We start from the raw sequence: 17,163 nt of genomic DNA, 5'->3' as shown, positions 1-17,163 counted from the left end.
CCGGGTCACTGCCCGTGGATGCCGCTGATCAGCCGGATCAGCTCGGCCCGCAGGACCTCGGGGTCCTCCACCCGGTCGGCGATGATCCGCTCGGCGGAGTCGCCGGCCAGGAGCGCGGTATACGTCCGCTCTCCCCGGGGGGTGCGGGTCACCATCACGCGGCGCCGGTCCGCCGGGTCGCGCTCCCTGCTGATGTGGCCGTTGCGTTCGAGCCGGTCGAGCACCGGGCGGATCGTCTGCTCCTCGACGTAGGTGCGGGCCGCGAGCTCCCGCTGGGTCCGGGGGCCGTCGCCGAGCGCGTTCAGGGTGAGGAACCCCGCGTGGGTGAGGCCGCGCTCGGCGAGCACGGCGTTCCACTCACGCTCCACCAGGCGCGCGGCGACCAGGAGGAGGCGGCCCGTCGGCCAGGACGCGAGATCGTCCATGAAACTCCATCTGCCGGTACTCGGATGAAACTCTCAGGCCACGTTATCCGAATGAAGCTAAGGGCACTTAGTGTTGGACTTCGAGGAGGCGGCCGGCGTGAGTGCGACGAGATCGCCGGAGACGGCGCGCGGGGACAGCCGGGCGCGGTGGGCGGGGCTCGCCTTCACCGCACTGGCGGTAGCGATGGTCGTCTCCAGCGCGACGATCACCAATGTGGCCGTCCCGCAGATCATCGGCGTCAAGCTGAGCTCGACCGGCGCATCGAGGACTGAGCAGCCGTTCGAGGACTGAGCAGCCGCGCCCCCTTCCGGCGGCGTCTCGCCCCTCAGCCGCCTCGCCGGTCGTCGAGCCACACGTCCGTCTGGCGGGTCGTGCTGGTCCTGGGCGGCGACTGGGGTGCGGCCCGGGTCTCCGTCACGGTGAAGTTGGCCACCACGTGCCGGTTGTGGAGGAGAAAGCCGATCACGCCCGCGATGGCCTCGACGCTGTCGTGGGCGCGGGCGTGGCCGGTCAGGAGGTAGACCAGCGGCGTGGACGGCTGGTCGAGGGCGAAGCGCCGGCCGTGGTGGTGAACGTCCTGAAGGGTCCTGATGGGGATCGGCCGCTCCGTGGTGAACCAGGCGGCGACCTCCCAGAACGGCAGCGCCGGGTCGGGGCTGACCGATTCCTCGTAGCAGGCCACGCAGCCTCGGCGGGCGTCCTGCCCGTGGGGACACGCCCAGGAGGCGGCGTCGTGCGGCATGCTGCGCTCAGACATGAGCCGACCGTACCTTCTGTATTCCCATGTGGTGGTTCCCAGGGATCAAATGTCCGGCCAGCCAGGGGCCGGTGGCGCCGGGCCTCCCGGACGCGGTGGCGGCGGTCACGGTTGCGTCTGCAGAGGTCATCGGCCGCTGAGCACCGTCCAGCCGTGGGCGGGGACGAGCGCCGGGTCCCCGGAGGCGGGCGCCGGCTCCGACGTCTCCTCCACGGTGAGCCCGCCGGTCTCCAGCGGGAAGAGGCAGGGCCGGTCGTCGGTGTTGAGCAGCGTCACGATCCTGAGGCCCGGGTCGTCCGCGCCGGTCGACACCAGCGCGACAGTCCGATTGGTCAGGTGATGGGCGGCGGTGTGGGCTCTGACCAGCCACGGATGGCGGCGGCGCAGGCCGATCAGGCGCTGGTGCAGCCGGTAGACGGGCCATCCCAGGGGAGAGAGGGCGTCCGGACGGCCGGGGAAGGCGGGGCGGATCGCGTCGTCCCCGCCCTCCCGTTCCTCCTTGACGCCGTGGAAGGCCTGCTCGTCGCCGTAGTAGACGCTGGGGACGCCGCCCACGGTGAACAGCACGGCGAGCGCGTGGCCCAGGTGCCGCTCATCGGCGAGACGGCTGGCCAGCCTGGTCACGTCGTGGTTGCCGACGAAGGTCAGCGGGGGCGGCACGGCGTCGAGCAGGCTGTTGTGCCGGTCCAGGGTCCAGGCGAGCTCGAAGAAGTTGCCGTCGTTGAGCGAGCTCCAGATCGCCTTCCACAGCTCGTACTGGGTGACCGAGTCCAGGCCGCTCACCATGACGTATTCGGCGTAGTCGCCGTGGATCACCTCCCCGACGAACCACGCGTCGGGGTGGAGCGGCCGGACCCGTGCCAGGACGCCGCGCCAGAAGCCGGCGGGCACCGCGTAGGCCGCGTCGAGACGCCAGCCGGACGCGCCCCGATCCAGCCAGTGGTCCATGACCCGTACGACGTGGTCGAGCACCTCCGGCTCCTCGTGGTTGAGGGCCACGAGCCGGTGATGCCCTTCGAAGGTCGCGTAATCCGGCCCGTCGCCCTCCCCGGACGGCCGGAACCAGCGCGCGTAGCGCGGGTCGGGGTCGGCGGCCGTCGCCCGCGCGAACGCCGGGAATCCCCGGCCCACGTGGTTGAACACCCCGTCCAGGACGATCCGCAGGCCACGCGCGCGCGCCGCCGCGACGAGGCGGTCGAAGTCCTCGTCGTCGCCGAGCCGCGGATCGATCCGGAAATGGTCGACGGTGTCGTAGCCGTGGGTCTCCGCGGCGAATATCGGGCCCAGCAGCAGCCCCGAGCAGCCCAGGTCCACGGCGTAGTCCAGCCACGGTTCGAGCTGCCGCAGGCGGTGCCGGACCGGCGTCCCGGGAGCCGGCGCCGCGCTCTCCGCGTCCGCGAACCCAAGCGGATAGACATGCCAGAAGATCGTGTGGTCCACCCACGCCGCCATGTACGCCCCCCACCCCGGCTCCCTAGTGCGGGCCGTACGGCCCGCGGAGACCGGCTACCCCGGATCAGGTAATCCAGCCTGCCCGATCAGGCGCCGCGTACAACCGGCGGGGGGCGGGGCGGCGCGGAGGCCGTACGGGAGGGCCCGTCACGCGGGGCGGTGAGGCGCCTCGCGGAGCTCGGAGCGAGCGCGTCCACTGCCGGCCGGTCGTGGTCATGTCAGTGCGCCGGGAAAAGCACTGGATCTGCAATAAGGTGCAGTACCGTGTCAGAATTTTGGGCCACTTTCGGCGTCGACCTGTATCTGGAACTCGACACCGCGACCGGCCGCCGGTCCGGTCTGGAGCACGCCCTGCGCGACGCCGTCCGTGCCGGACGGCTCGCGCCCGGGGCCCGGATGCCCTCGACCCGCAAGCTGGCCGCCGAGCTCGGCCTGTCCCGCGGCACGGTGAGCGCCGCCTACGACCAGCTGATCGCCGAGGGCTACCTGACCGCCCGCCGGGGATCCGGCACCACGGTCGCCGACCTCACGCGCCGTCCCGCACCCGCGCCGCCGCCACGGCGGGATGCCGTCGCGCCCCGCTACGACCTGCGGCCGGGCAGCCCCGACGTGGGCACCTTCCCCACGGAGGCCTGGGTGCGCGCCACCCGCCGCGCGCTCGCCGCGACGTCGGCCGAGGCATACGACTACGGCGATCCGCGCGGGCGGATCGAGCTCCGCGTCGCGCTGGCCGAATACCTGGGACGGACCCGGGGTGTGCTCGCGACCCCCGGGCAGATCGTGATCACCTCCGGCTACGTCCAGGGCCTGGCCCTGCTGGCCCGGGTGCTCGGCGACGCCGGGACGGCCGCGATCGCCATGGAGGACCCGGGGCTGGGCTTCCACCGGGAGGTGGTCCGGCGGGCCGGGCCGGCCGTCGTCGCGCTCCCGGTGGACGGCCGGGGGGCCCGCCCCGACCTGCTGCGCGACCACGAGAGGGTGGACGCGGTCGTGGTGACCCCGGCCCACCAGTATCCGACCGGGGTCACCCTGCACCCGGCCCGCCGCCGCGCCCTCACCGAGTGGGCGCGCGCCCACGACGGCCTGATCGTCGAGGACGACTACGACGGCGAGTTCCGCTACGACCGCCAGCCCGTCGGCGCCCTCCAGGGCATGGCGCCCGACCGCGTCGCCTACCTGGGCAGCGCGTCCAAGACCCTCGGCCCCGCGCTGCGGCTGGGCTGGATGGCGCTGCCGCACCGCCTCGTCGAGCCGGTGGTGGACGCCAAGCTGCACCTCGACCACCACACCGAGGCGGTCGGGCAGCTGGCTCTCGCCGACCTGATCACCACGCACGTCTACGACCGGCACATCCGCGCCTGCCGCCTGCACTACCGGCGCCGCCGGGACCTTCTGCTGGCCCGCCTGGGCTCCATCCCCGGTCTGGCCGTCCACGGCATCGCGGCGGGGCTCCACGCGATGGTCACCCTGCCCGCCGGCGGGCCCGGCGAGCAGGAGACGCTCGCTCACGCGTCGGCGCGGGGCGTGGCGCTGGGGAGCCTGGGCGGCCACTGGCACCGCCCCGGAGACCACCCGCAGGCGATCATCGTCGGGTACGGCACGCCGCGCGAGCATGTGTATCCGGCCGCGCTCGACACCCTCGCGGACGTTCTCACGCAGGCCGGAGCGGCGCTCCGGTCCGGGAGGTGAACGGCCGCCTGCCCGGACCCGGTCCAGGCCGGACACTGATCCAGGAGATGGGAGACCCCTTTCCGGTCAGGAAAGCTCCTTCCAGTCCAGGTATCCGGCGGCCAGGTCGTGGACGGCGGCGAGGAGACCGAGCCGGTTGGCTCTGACGGCCGGGTCGTCCGCCATGACCAGCACCTCGTCGAAGAACACGGTGACCGGATGGACGACGACGGCCGCCTCGGCGGCGAAGCGCCGCAGGTCGCCCTCCCCGCGCAGGCCCGCGTGGGCCTTCTCCAGGGCGGTGGCCAGTGCCTCTTCCGCCGGGCTGTCGAACAGCGCCGGGTCGTAGCCGGGCGTGGCGCCGGCCGGGATGATGCGGCGGACGCGCTGGACCGCGGCTTCGAGCTCCTGGAAGTCCGGGGTCCTCGACAGGGCGGCGAGGTGGTCGAGGGTCCGCTCGGCGCGGACGGGGCTGTCGACGAGGCCGGCGACGGCCCGGATGTTCGCGGCGGGGTGGCCCTGTTCGAGCATGAGCTGCTCGAACCGGCGCCTGACGAAGTCCAGCACCTGGCCGGGCAGGTGGGCGTCCGTGGGGACGGGCTGGTGGCTCGCGGCGATCGCGAGCGCCTCCCGCAGCGTGAGGCCCTCCAGGCCGGGATGGGCCCGCAGGATGTTGATCACTCCGAGGGCCGCCCGCCGGAGCCCGAACGGATCGGAGCTCCCGGTCGGTTCGGAGCCGATCGCGAACAGCCCCGCCAGCAGGTCGAACCGGTCGGCGAGCGCGAGCAGCGCCCCGGGACGGCTCCGCGGCAGCGCGTCGCCCGCCTGGCGCGGAAGCTCCATCTCGTACAGGGCTTCGGCGACGGCGTCCGGCTCGCCGGCCTGGCGCGCGTACTCGCGGGCCATCACCCCGGCGAGGCTGGACAGCTCGATGACGAGCTCGGACCCCAGGTCGAACTTGGCGAGCCGGCCGGCCCGGCGCAGCGTCTCGGCGTCGTCCCCGCCGAGCCGTACCCGCGCGGCCAGGTCCGCGGCGATCGCGTCGACGCGGTCGGCGCGCTCGGCGACCGAACCCAGCCGGGTCTCGAAGGTGAGCCGCGCCAGACGCTCCTTCATCTCGGCGAGCGGGGTCGCCAGGTCGTTGCGCCAGAAGAACCCGGCGTCCTCGTAGCGGGCGCGCAGGACCGCTCCGTTCCCGGCCCGCACCGCGTCGTGGTCGCACTCGCCGTTGGCGATGGTCACGAACCGGTTCAGCAGCCGGCCGTCGCCGTCCAGGACCGGGAAGTAGCGCTGGTGCTTCTTCATGACGGTCGTCAGGATCGCCGCCGGAAGCTCCAGATACTTCTCGTCGAACGTCCCCAGGATCGCGACGGGAGCCTCGACCAGGTTCGTGACCTCGTCCACGAGCGCGCTCTCGGCCTCGAAGTCGACCCTTCCGCCCGCGCTCGCGGCGAGCCGGGCCGCCTGCGCGACGATGTCGTCGCGCCGTACGGCGGCGTCGGGTTCGATCGCGTGGCGGCGCAGCGTCTCCACGTAGCCGGTCGCGGTGCTGAGAGTGATGACGGGTTCGGCGGCGGTGCGGTGCACGCGGCTGGACCGGCCGGAGGCCAGGTCGGCGACCGTGAACGGCACGACCTCCGCGCCCAGCAACGCGGTGATCCAGCGGATCGGGCGGCTGTAGGACAGGCCCGGTGAGCGCCAGCGCATGTTCTTCTCGGCGCGCAGACCGGTGACGATCTCCGGCAGGATCGTGGCGAGCACCTCTCCGGCGGGACGGCCGGGGACATGCTTGACGTATCCCACGTACTCGCCGCCACCGGCGCTCAGCGGCGCCAGCTCGGCGACGTCGATGCCCTGGCCGCGCGCGAAGCCCTGCGCCGCCCTGGTCGGAGCGCCGTCGGCGTCGTAGGCCGCCGACAGGCGCGGACCGCGGACGGTCTGCTCGTCGTCGTCCTCGCGAGGCGCGATGTCCTCGACGAGCGCCACGATGCGCCGCGGCGAGGACATCACGGTGACGGACCCGTGCCGCAGCCGCGTGGCGGACAGCTTCTCGGTGAGCGCCTGCCGTACGGCGTCGGCGGCCCGGGTCGTCTCGGCGGGCGGCAGCTCCTCGACGCCGATCTCGAAGGCGAGCGTCTGGTCCGTGCCGGCTTGCGGGCTCCGCGCGGCCACCGCCCCGGCAGGCGGGACGTCCACGCCGCCGAGCGGGTAGCCGAGCTCGGCGCGGCGTTCCACCCAGAGCTTGGCGACGCTGTGCGCGAGCCTGCGCATCCGGGCGAACGCCTGGGCCCGCTCGGTCGTGGAGATCGCCCCGCGTGAGTCCAGGACGTTGAACGCCTGGGAGCACTTCAGCACGTACGTGTGGGCGGGGACGGGCAGGCGCGCCTCGACCAGCCGGTCGGCCTCCGCCGCGTACGCCTCGAAGAGGCCGCGCTGCGCGGTGACGTCGGCGTCGTCGAGGTAGTAGCGGCTCATCTCGTACTCGGCCTGGCCGAACGCCTCGCCGTAGGAGATGCCGGGCGCGTAGGCGATGTCCTTGAAGTGGTCCACGCCCTGGAGCGCCATGATGATGCGCTCCATCCCGTAGGTGATCTCCACCGACACCGGGTCCAGCGTCATGCCGCCGGCCTGCTGGAAGTAGGTGAACTGGGTGATCTCCAGGCCGTCCAGCCACACCTCCCAGCCGAGCCCCCACGCCCCGAGCGCCGGGGACGCCCAGTTGTCCTCCACGAAGCGGACGTCGTGCCGGTCGATGTCGATGCCCAGCGCCCTGAGGCTGCCGAGGTAGAGCTCCTGCGGGTCGCCCGGCTCGGGCTTGAGGATCACCTGGAACTGGGTGTGCGTCTGCAGCCGGTTCGGGTTGTCGCCGTAACGGGAGTCGTCGGGCCGGACGCTCGGCTCGACGTAGGCCACCCGCCACGGCTCGGGCCCCAGCACGCGCAGCGCGGTCGCCGGGTTCAGGGTGCCCGCCCCGACCTCGGTGTTCATGGGCTGCACCACCATGCATCCCTGCTCGGTCCAGTACCGCGTCAGCGCGAGGAGAGCGTCTTGCATGGTGAGCATGGCCGGAACCCCAGGAAGTGATCGTCGAATGGGTGTGAGAACCGGTCTCGGAAGAGATCGGAAGACAAACGCCGGACAGATGGCGAGTCGGCGGTTTCCGAAGTCTATCCACCCGCTCGAAAGTCGTCGCGGAAGTCCTGGAGTCGCCGGTAGGGTCCGGCGTGGTGGGGGCTTCTGGGGCGGGGGAGCCGCGGTCGTCTTCACGCGGTTCGGTGTGCCGGTTCACGCGGTTCGGTGTGCCGGTCGTGTCCTTGCCGGCTGTCGCCCGGATGACGAGGTGTCCGTCGGTCGCTCCGAGCTTTCTTCGCCGTTTTCCGGCGGGAGGGTGATTATCGGTTAATCTTTCGGCCGGTGGTCCGGGCGGTTCCCGTGAGGTTTTCCGCTCTGTTTCCTCGGCCGGTTTTCTTTGGTTATCTCATTTGTTTCCGGGCTTGTTCTCCGGGGTTTTTCAGAGCGACGTGGTGGTGGCCGCGGAGTCCCAGGTGGTGCCGGCGGTGGAGTCCCAGGTCGTGCCGTCGGTGCTCGCGGAGTCCCAGGTGGTGCCGGCGGTGGAGTCCCACGTGGTGCCGTCGGTGCTCGCGGAGTCCCAGGTGGTGCCCTCCGCGAGCAGCGAGGCCGAGTCCCAGGTGGTGCCGTCGGTGGAGTCCCAGGTGGTGCCCGCCATGACCGACGAGGCCGAGTCCCAGGTGGTGCCGGCCGCGGTCGAGACGGCCTGGCCGCCGATGAGGGCGGTGAATCCGATGGCGGTCGAGACAATCGCGGCCGAGATCTTGGCGGCGACGTTTAAATTGGCGAGGGAGGCGGTGGAGTTCTTCATTTCTTTTCTCTTTTCCTGAGTGGTTGTTCTCTTCCGGTACAACCAACTCTGCGCCTTCCGGGGTCCGTGGAACAGGCGGATCGGAGTCAGCAAGTTCCCCTCCGGTGGCAGCTTCCTGCCACCGGGCGCCGGACGGCCTCCACGCGGCGGCCGAGGGCGTTTCCCGAGTACGGAGAGGTGTCCCCCGAGTGCGGCGAGCGCGTCCCCCGAGTGCGGTGAGGGTGTTTCCCGCGTACGGCGAGCGCGGCCCGAGTGCGGCGAGCGCGGCCCGACTCCCGCCATGACGGCGAGTCATGGCCTTGTGCGGACGATTGCCGGAACGGCCATTGATTCACCGTTGGTCCGAGCGTATGTTCCTCCCAACATTCGAGTACGCCTCATGTTTTGGGGGTTCTCACATGCACGCACGTCTCCGGCGGAAGATCACGGCAGGCTCCGCGCTCGCGATCCTCACGCTGGCATCCCTCGTCGTGCCCGCATCGGCAGCCACCTTCACCACCGACGACTACTGCCTCGGCGAATGCGCGGACATCCTGCCGCCCGGCCAGAACGGCAACGCGACCCTGGTCGAGATCCTCGCCAACCAGTCACTGGGCACGATGCCGCGACACAGTGACGACCAGCTCGGCAAGTACGCCGACCTCCTCTCCGGCTACACCGGCCTGACCGACGACCAGATCACCACGTTCTTCAACGACAGCTCGTTCGGCGTGCCGGCGGGCCAGGTGCAGAGCACCACGAGCCCCCGGGCGGACGTGACGATCGTCCGTGACAAGGCGACCGGCGTCCCGCACATCACCGGGACGACCAGGGAAGGCACGATGTTCGGCGCCGGGTACGCGGGCGCGCAGGACCGCCTGTGGGTGATGGACCTGATGCGGCACGTCGGCCGTGGCGAACTGACGCCGTTCGCCGGCGGCGCGCCCGGCAACCGCGCGCTGGAACAGAGCGTCTGGCGCAACTCCCCCTACACCGAGGCGGACCTGCAGGCGCAGATCAACCGGCTCAGGACCTCCGGCACCCGGGGCGCGCAGCTCTACGCCGACGTGCAGAACTACGTGAGCGGGATCAACGCCTACATCGACCGCTGCATGGCGGACCGGAACTGTCCCGGCGAGTACGTCCTGACCGGGCACCTCGACGCGGTCACCAACGCGGGCGGCCCCGAGGACTTCACCATGACCGACCTGATCGCGGTCTCCGGGGTGGTCGGCGGGCTGTTCGGCGGAGGCGGCGGGGCGGAGATGCAGTCCGCACTGGTGCGGGTGGCGGCGCGGGCCCGGTACGGCACGGCGACCGGCGACCAGGTCTGGGCGGCCTTCCGGGCGCAGAACGACCCGGAGGCCACGCTCACCCTGCACAACGGCCAGAGCTTCCCCTCGGGGAACGCGGCCGGCGCCACCGGGACCGTCCTCCCCGACCCGGCGACGGCCCCCGTGGACATCACCGAGAACGAGACCGGGTCGGCCACCACCTCGGCCTCGCCCTCCCGGGGCCTGCTGGACGGACTGGTCGTCGACAACTCCAAGCCCGGCATGTCCAACGCCGTGGTGGTGTCGGCGGCCAAGTCCGCCTCCGGACATCCGATCGCGGTGTTCGGCCCGCAGACGGGCTACTTCGCCCCTCAGCTGCTCATGCTGGAGGAGCTCTCCGGACCCGGCATCCGGGCGCGCGGAGCGGCGTTCGCCGGGCTCAACCTCTACGTGCTGCTCGGCCGGGGCACGGACTACGCCTGGAGCGCGACCTCCAGCGGCCAGGACATCACCGACACCTACGCCCTCCAGCTCTGCGAACCCGGCGGCGGTACGGCGACCACGGCGTCGGACCACTACCTCTACCGCGGCGCCTGCACGGCGATGGAGACGCTGAAGAAGACCAACACGTGGAAGCCCACCACCGCCGACTCCACCGCCGCCGGTTCGTACGACCTCGTGATGAAACGCACGAAGTACGGCCTGGTGAGCTGGCGCGGCACCGTCAACGGGCAGCCCACCGCCTTCGCCACCCTGCGCTCGACCTACCAGCACGAGGCGGACTCGGCGATCGGGTTCCAGATGTTCAACGAACCGGCGCAGATGGGCGACGCGGCGGCGTTCGCGGCCTCGGCCTCCAAGATCGGCTACGCGTTCAACTGGTTCTACGTGAACTCCTCCGACGCGGCCTACTTCATGTCGGGCAACAGCCCGGTCAGATCCGCGGTGTCCGACCCGAACCTCCCGATGACGGCCGACGCGGCCCACGAGTGGGCGGGCTTCGACCCGTCCACCAACACCGCCACGTACACGGCTCCCGCCACCCATCCGCAGACGGCCGACCAGGACTACCTGGTCAGCTGGAACAACAAGCAGGCCAAGGACTACGGCGCCGCGGACGGCAACTTCAGCTTCGGGCCGGTTCACCGGGCCGACCTGCTGGACGCCCCGGTCAAGGCGGCCCTGTCCGGATCCGGCAAGCTCGACCGGGCGGGCACCGTCAAGATCATGGCTGAGGCCGCCACGACCGACCTGCGCGGCAGGAAGGTCCTGCCCGACCTGCTCCGAATGATCAACAGCGCGACCGTGACCGACCCGGCCCTCGCCTCGGCGGTCTCCAAGCTGTCCGCCTGGGCGTCGTCGGGAGCCAGGAGGCTGGAGGCCTCGCCCGGCGGCAAGACCTACGCGCACGCCGACGCGATCCGCGTGTTCGACGCGTGGTGGCCCAAGCTCGTCCAGGCGCAGTTCAAGCCCAGCCTGGGAGACGACCTGTACCAGTCGCTGGTCAACGCCCTCCAGATCAACGAATCACCCTCGGGCCACCAGCAGGGCGACGTCTCCAGCCTGCCCGGCTCCGCGAACGAGGCCCAGACGCACAAGGGCTCGGCGTTCCAGTACGGCTGGTGGGGCTACGTGAGCAAGGACGTCCGGGCCGTGCTCGGCGACCCGGTCTCCGGCCCGCTGCCCGGCAGGCACTGCGGGGGCGGCACGCCGGCGGGCTGCCGTACGGTCCTGCTGAACAGCCTGTCGGCGGCGCTCGCGGAGCCCGCGACGACGACCTACCCGGCGGACGGCGTGTGCGCGGCGGGCGACCAGTGGTGCGCCGACGCCGTCCGGCAGTCGCCGCTCGGCGGGATCAAGCAGTCGCTGATCTCCTGGCAGAACCGGCCGACCTACCAGCAGGTCGTGTCCTTCCCCGCCCACCGGGGCGACGCCGTCGCCAACCTGGCCGGCGGAAAGAAGGCGAGCGCGTCCAGCACCCAGTCCTTCCTCTACCCGGCGAGCAAGGCCGTCGACGGCGACCCGACGACCCGCTGGTCGAGCGCGGCCAGTGACGACCAGTACCTCCAGGTCGACCTCGGATCCGCCACGACCGTGGCCCGGACGGTGCTGCGCTGGGAGTCGGCCTACGGGTCCGGCTACTCGATCCAGACGTCGTCCGACGGGTCCACCTGGACCACCGTCCACTCCACCACCACCGGGAACGGCGGCGTGGACAACGTGACGTTCACCCCGGCCACCGCCCGCTACGTCCGCGTACGGGGCGTCACACGCGCGACGTCGTACGGCTACTCCCTCTACGAGCTGGAGGTCTACTCCCGGTGACCTACGAGCCGGAGATCTTTCCCCGGTGACGGCCGGACCGTATTGAGACGCGGAGCCCGGTTGCGGAGCCGGGGCCGTACTGAGACGCGGAGCCCGGCTACGGAGCCGGGGCCGTACTGAGATGAGAAGCCCAGTGACGTACTGAGATGAGAAGCCCGGTTACGGCGGGCGGGCCGGCCGATCGCGGAGGACCGAAACCGCGCAGGCCGTACCGGACGCCGTGACCGGGCGATCTCGGTGCTCGGCGCGCTGGCTACACTCCAGGCATGCGCCGAGCAGCCACGATGCCCTTCCGGCGTGCCGTCGGCCTGCTCGCGGGGATGCCGACCGGTCTGGCCGGGCTGGGCTGGACCTGCGTCGCCTGGGCGGTCGGCGACGGGCGCGCGAGAAAGGTGACGGCCGCCCTGGTCGAGCTGGAGCGCACGCGGCTGGCCGCCTGGTACGACCACCACCCCGGCAGGGGCCGCGCCGGGCGCGACTACCTCCTCCTGCGGGGCCTCCTCGGGCTGCTGGGCGGCTACCTCGCCGTCGCGGGCCTGTTCGTGGCCGCCCTCTTCCTGTACGGCGGAGCCGGGCAGCTCGTCTCGGGCGACACGGACCTGATCCCGCTTGAGTTCCCCGGAGTGCGGCTGACGGGCAGTAGCTGGGTTTACGGCATCGTCCTCGGACTGATCACGCTGGTGCTGTCCGTCGCGTGGAGCGTCGCGCTGATCGGCATGGAACGCCGCCTGGCCGACCGCTTCGCGGGCCCCGACCGGAACGAGGCCATGGCACGCCGGATCGCCGAACTGACCGCCTCCCGCTCCGGCATCGTTCGAGCCGTCGACGACGAGCGCCGGCGGATCGAACGCGACCTGCACGACGGGGTCCAGCAGCGGGGCGTGGCGCTGGCGATGCTGCTGGGACGGGTGCGGCACACCGCCGACCCCGCCCTGATCGACGAGGCGTACGCGGAATCCCGGCTGCTCCTCGACGAGCTGCGCAGCGTGGCGTGGCAGGTCTACCCCACCGCCCTCGACACGCTGGGGCTGCGCACCGCGCTGACGGAGGTGGCGGAGCGCTCCGCCGTACCGGTGACCGTCGGCCACGCGCTCCCCGGCCGGCTCGCGCCGGAGATCGAGACGGCCGTCTACTTCGTGGCCAGGGAGGCCATCACCAACGCGAACAAGCACGCCGGAGCCCGTACGATCACAGTCGATCTGCGAGCCGAGGAGGGGGAGGTGATCGTGACGATCTCCGACGACGGATGTGGCGGCGCCTCTCCGGGACGCCGTGGCCGCCCAACAGCCGGACGTGGCGGTCGTCGACGTGCGCATGCCGCCCTCGCACACCGACGAGGGGCTGCGGGCCGCACTGGAGATCCGTGACCGGTGGCCGGGCGTCGGGGTGCTCGTGCTGTCGCAGTACGTCGAGCAGACCTACGGCGCCAAGCTGCTCGCCGGTCCCTCGGAAGGCCTCGGCTACCTGCTCAAGGACCGGGTGTCGGAGGTGGCCGAATTCCTGGACTCCCTGGAGAGGATCGGCTCCGGCGGCACGGTGCTCGACCCCGACGTGGTCAGGCGGCTGCTCGCCCGCACCCCGCTGAGCACGCTGTCCGCCCGCGAGCGAGCCGTTCTCGAACACCTGGCCCAGGGGCTGGTCAACACCGCGATCGCCGAACGGCTGCACGTGTCGCAGAGCACGGTGGAGAAGCACGTCAACGCCGTCTTCGACAAGCTCGGCCTCGCCCGCACGCCGGGCTACAGCCGCCGGGTCCTGGCGGTCCTCCGCTACCTCAACGGATGAGCGCGCGGTTACCGCGACGGGTGAGCCGCGCGACCGCTGCCGTGAATGAGCCGCGCGACTATCAGCGCCAGGCCCGCGACGGTGGCCGTCACCAGCCAGATCATGAAGGTCGGGTAGAGGTAGACCACCTGGATCCACATGATGTCGCTCCCCCGGGCGAGGACCCGGAAGATCGGGACGACCGTCGCACACAGTGCGAGCGGCGCCAGCCAGGGCAGCAGCCGCAACCGCTGCCATCCCGTACGGCGGGCGGCCCACCGCCGGGAGCGGGCCACCCCGCGCGCCGCCAGTCCGATGGTCACCAGGGTCATCAGCGCGAACACGAGGTCGGTGACGAGGTAGGGCGAGGAGGGGGGCTCCGGCGTCCCTCCCTCGATCATGGCGACCAGGGCGTCCATGAGGGCGCCGCTGTCGGCGAAGGCCGTACCGGTGTTCGCCATCACCGCGACGCCGTACTTGGACTCCGGCATCAGCAGTTGCCCGGCGGTGGAGGTGAACAGATCCCCGTCATGCCGCACGACAGGGGTGCCGCGCTCGGTCTTGCCGACCGACCAGCCGAGGGCGTACTCCTCGTCCTGTTCCGAGGGGGTGCGCATCTCCGTGACGCTCTCGGGGGAGAGGATGCCGTTGTTCTGCGCGATCAGCCACCGTGCCATGTCGTTCGCGCTGCTGAGCACCCCGCCTGACCCGTTGCCGAACCCGGTCGGCTCCGGCAGGGCGACCGCCTGGCCGAGGATGTAGAGGTGGCCGCGCGCGCTGTCCGGCAGGTCCCGATCGGTGTCGATGGTCGTGCTGTTGCGCATGCCGAGCGGTGCGAACACATGCGTCCGGAGATAGCCCGCGAACGGCTCGCCGCTCACCACCTCGACGAGCCGCGCGGCGACCTGGTAGTTCGTGTTGTGGTATTCGAAGACGGTCCCCGGGTCCGCGGCGAGCCGCGCCGTCCTGAGCCGTGCCACGGCGCCTTCCAGCGTGCTGGGCTGGGGCAGGCTTTTCTCGCGGAAGGTCGAGTCGGCCATGCCGGACGTCTGGTTGAGCAACTGCCGTACGGTGATCCTCTCCGCCCGGGGGTCCGCCATCGTGAACTCGGGCAGGTAGCCGCGGACCGGCCGGTCGAGCGCGACCTTGCCCTTCTCCACCAGCTGCATGACGGCCAGGGAGGTGAAGGACTTGCTGACCGACGCGACGGCCATGGGAGTGTCCGCCGTCACGGGATCGCCCGAAGCCGTCTCGCCGTACCCCGCGGCGTGGACGACCTCCGTCCCCTTGGTGATCGCCACCGCCGCCCCGGGCAACCCCGTCTTCTCGCGGTACTCCGCGACGAACGCGTCGACGACCGCGGGGGTGACGGTGCCGGACGGTGGGGGAGTGACGTGGCCGGACGGGATGGCGCCGGCCAGCGGGAGTGCCGCGAAGCAGATCGCGGCAAGAGTGGTTCTGAGCATTCGTCGAAGCTAGCTATGCGGCCTTGTCCGGGACCATTGCGAGATTCCTCCGTATTTCCCACGGAAAACCGCCAGTCATCCCGCCACTCCGACATCCCCGGCCGCCCAGCGGCGCGAACCTTGTCGGCGTCCTCGGCGTCCTCGGCGTCCTCGGCGTCCTCGGCGTCCATGGCGTCCATGGCGTCCATGGCGTCCATGGCGTACGGCAGTACGCTCGGTCGACGGCCGGAGGGATCCATCTCCCGGTGATGACCGCGTTACGGGGTGAGCGCCGGTTGTGGGGCCGCTACCGTGGTCGAGCGTGAAGCCGCATCGACGTCTGCGGCGGGGCCGTCGTCCCGTACGGGACACCCGCCCGCTGAAGGGACGACGCCACCCCCCGCCTGTGGGGCTGGCCGGTGTGGAGGTCCTCGTCGTCGGTTACTTCTCCGCCAGGCAGAAGCGGTACGCCGCGCTGATGGACGAGCTCGCCGACGCGGTGACGGCCCTCGGCGCCCGGGTGGTGGGACGCTCCGTGCAGCGCCGGGGCGTCTCCGACGGCGGGGTGAAGGCGATGGATCGTCCCTACTCCTCCCGCACGCTGGTCAGCGCGGGCAAGGCGCGCGAGATCGCCCGCGCTCGTGAGGAGACCGGCGCCGGCGCGGTCGTCTTCCTCAATCCGCTGACGGACCATCAGCGGAACGTCCTCGCAGAGATCCTCGGCTGCCCGGTGCTCAGCGCTGCCGACCTGCGACCGCCGCCTTCGGAGAGCGGGTAGGCGACGCCGACCGGCCAGGTACGCACGCGACCGAGCCGTCCGATGAGCCGTCCGAAGGACAGGCGACCGAGCCGTCCGATGAGCCGTCCGAAGGACGGGCGACCGGCGGAGCCTGCCCGCCGCGGTGTGGCCGCAGGGACGCCGAGCGCCGAGGAGCACGCTGTGGCCGCAGGGGCGCCGAGGAGCACGGTGGAGGCCTGACCCGCGCGGCGGATGTCCGTTCATTTCCCGGCGGACGTCCGGTCGCTTCCCGGCTCACTTCCTGGCGAACGTCCAGCGGATCCCCGCGTTGAGGATGGCCAGGGTCAGCGGGTGACGGGGGCCGTGTACGCGCTTGTAGAGCTTCTCGATCCTGTCGTACTCCCGTATGGCTCCCGTCACGTCACCCGACAGCCCGATGAGCTCGGCCCGCTCCGCCTGGGCCTCCAACGTGGCGGGGGCGTCCGGACCGGGGAAGGTGTTCAGCCGCTGAATCCGCACGTCGGCGGTGCGCAGCCGCTCGATGAAGCCCGGATCCACGTAGGGGCCCACGGCCGTAGGAGTGTCGCCGCCCCCGGAGCCGTCGCCGACCTGGGGCGTGGGAGGGTGGATGAGCCTGGAGATCTGCTTGATCACCTCTTGCGCGTCGCCGGGCCGTTCGGCCGGAGACTTGGCGAGCAGGCGGACGGTGAGCCGGTCCAGCACCTCGGGGATGCCGGAGCGGTGCTGGGCCAGGGGGACCGGAGAGGTGTGAAGGTGCTTGTCCCGCAGGCGCGTCCAGTCCGTGTAGCGCCACGCGAATCCGAACGGGGGCTGCCCGGCGAGCATCTCGTAGAGCACGCACCCGAGCGCGTACAGGTCGCTCAGACGGTCGCCCGGGTGCTCGTGCCATCTCTCGGGAGCCAGGTAGGCGTACGAGCCGATGGGGCGGCGGTCCTCGGGAAACGCGGTGAACGTCGAGTCGACGAACCGGGCGATGCCGAAGTCGACGAGCGTGACGTCTCCCTCGGGGGAGACCATGATGTTGGCCGGTTTGACGTCGCGGTGGAAGACGCCCTCCCGGTGAGCGTGAGCGAGTCCCTCGCAGATCTGCCCGGTCCAGTGCAGAACCCGCTCCAGCCGGGGTAAGGGCTCGCGGCGCAGCACCTCCTGCAGCGAGTCGCCCTCGATCCATCCCATGATGAGGTAAGGGCGGCCGTCATGGTCGGCGGCGTCGTGGATGGCGGCGATCCGGTCGCTGGGCGACAGCAGGCGCAGCGCTCGGATCTCCCGCTCGTACCGCTTCACATCGTCCATGAGGAGCAGCTTGGCCGCGACGTGGCCGCCGGTCTCCCGATCACGCGCCTGCCACAGCAGTCCCTGTCCGCCCTCTCCCGCCTGGCGGAGGAGTTCGTACCTGCCTCCCAGCACCGTGCCGGCTTCCATGGGTTCCCCTC

General features: G+C 71.6%; 12 protein-coding genes and 1 pseudogene. 6 read left to right on the top strand and 7 right to left on the bottom strand.

Features of this window, described 5'->3' with window-relative positions:
• Positions 1 to 5: 5 nt before the first annotated feature.
• Positions 6 to 425, bottom strand: coding sequence for a MarR family winged helix-turn-helix transcriptional regulator (locus BM085_RS46870; RefSeq protein WP_093888885.1), 420 nt, complete (start codon positions 423 to 425; stop codon positions 6 to 8).
• Between the two features lie 97 nt (positions 426 to 522).
• Between BM085_RS46870 and BM085_RS22355 the strand changes: the two genes are divergently transcribed.
• Positions 523 to 717, top strand: a complete 195-nt coding sequence (locus tag BM085_RS22355; RefSeq protein WP_143121020.1) for a hypothetical protein — start codon at positions 523 to 525, stop codon at positions 715 to 717.
• Positions 718 to 751: 34 nt separating this feature from the next.
• Here the strand turns inward: BM085_RS22355 and BM085_RS22350 are convergent, their stop codons facing one another.
• Positions 752 to 1,183, bottom strand: a complete 432-nt coding sequence (locus tag BM085_RS22350; protein WP_143121019.1) for a hypothetical protein — start codon at positions 1,181 to 1,183, stop codon at positions 752 to 754.
• A gap of 126 nt (positions 1,184 to 1,309) precedes the next feature.
• On the bottom strand, positions 1,310 to 2,635 hold the full coding sequence (locus BM085_RS22345) for an alpha-amylase family protein (protein WP_093888882.1): 1,326 nt from the start codon (positions 2,633 to 2,635) through the stop codon (positions 1,310 to 1,312).
• A 264-nt stretch (positions 2,636 to 2,899) separates the two neighbouring features.
• On the opposite strand from BM085_RS22345, the gene pdxR reads away from it, so the two are divergent.
• Positions 2,900 to 4,324: a MocR-like pyridoxine biosynthesis transcription factor PdxR gene (gene pdxR / locus BM085_RS22340; RefSeq protein ID WP_093888881.1), complete on the top strand. Its 1,425-nt coding sequence runs from the start codon at positions 2,900 to 2,902 to the stop codon at positions 4,322 to 4,324.
• Between the two features lie 66 nt (positions 4,325 to 4,390).
• Here pdxR and BM085_RS22335 read toward each other — a convergent pair whose 3' ends face one another.
• Both BM085_RS22335 and BM085_RS22330 read right to left on the bottom strand, forming a co-directional pair.
• Positions 4,391 to 7,366 (bottom strand): glycine--tRNA ligase, encoded by a 2,976-nt coding sequence (locus tag BM085_RS22335; protein ID WP_093888880.1) that lies wholly within the window; start codon positions 7,364 to 7,366, stop codon positions 4,391 to 4,393.
• Positions 7,367 to 7,814: 448 nt separating this feature from the next.
• Entirely contained in the window at positions 7,815 to 8,183 is a 369-nt protein-coding gene (locus tag BM085_RS22330; protein WP_093888879.1) for a hypothetical protein, read from the bottom strand.
• A 398-nt stretch (positions 8,184 to 8,581) separates the two neighbouring features.
• Between BM085_RS22330 and BM085_RS22325 the strand changes: the two genes are divergently transcribed.
• The 3 genes and pseudogenes from BM085_RS22325 to BM085_RS22315 all read left to right on the top strand — a co-directional run.
• Complete coding sequence (locus tag BM085_RS22325) at positions 8,582 to 11,761, top strand: penicillin acylase family protein (RefSeq protein ID WP_093888878.1); 3,180 nt, start codon at positions 8,582 to 8,584, stop codon at positions 11,759 to 11,761.
• 266 nt (positions 11,762 to 12,027) lie between these two features.
• On the top strand, positions 12,028 to 13,128 hold the full coding sequence (locus BM085_RS22320) for a sensor histidine kinase (RefSeq protein ID WP_245789548.1): 1,101 nt from the start codon (positions 12,028 to 12,030) through the stop codon (positions 13,126 to 13,128).
• Positions 13,013 to 13,546, top strand: a pseudogene (locus tag BM085_RS22315) (LuxR C-terminal-related transcriptional regulator); the annotation flags it as partial. The gene BM085_RS22320 and the pseudogene BM085_RS22315, both read left to right, overlap by 116 nt.
• Positions 13,547 to 13,554: 8 nt before the next feature.
• On the opposite strand, the gene BM085_RS22310 reads toward BM085_RS22315, so the two are convergent.
• Complete coding sequence (locus tag BM085_RS22310; protein ID WP_093888877.1) at positions 13,555 to 14,991, bottom strand: serine hydrolase domain-containing protein; 1,437 nt, start codon at positions 14,989 to 14,991, stop codon at positions 13,555 to 13,557.
• Between the two features lie 301 nt (positions 14,992 to 15,292).
• On the opposite strand from BM085_RS22310, the gene BM085_RS22305 reads away from it, so the two are divergent.
• Positions 15,293 to 15,748 carry an HflX-like GTP-binding protein gene (locus tag BM085_RS22305; protein ID WP_245789546.1) on the top strand — a complete coding sequence of 152 codons (456 nt, stop codon included), beginning with the start codon at positions 15,293 to 15,295 and terminating at the stop codon, positions 15,746 to 15,748.
• A 255-nt stretch (positions 15,749 to 16,003) separates the two neighbouring features.
• Here the strand turns inward: BM085_RS22305 and BM085_RS22300 are convergent, their stop codons facing one another.
• Positions 16,004 to 17,152: a serine/threonine-protein kinase gene (locus tag BM085_RS22300; protein ID WP_093888875.1), complete on the bottom strand. Its 1,149-nt coding sequence runs from the start codon at positions 17,150 to 17,152 to the stop codon at positions 16,004 to 16,006.
• Positions 17,153 to 17,163: the final 11 nt, after the last annotated feature.

This window comes from Streptosporangium canum, from assembly GCF_900113865.1.
Taxonomy (GTDB): Bacteria; Actinomycetota; Actinomycetes; order Streptosporangiales; family Streptosporangiaceae; genus Streptosporangium; species Streptosporangium canum.
The sequence above is the reverse complement of the archived record's forward strand: the minus strand, read 5'-3'. Positions and strand labels throughout refer to the sequence as shown.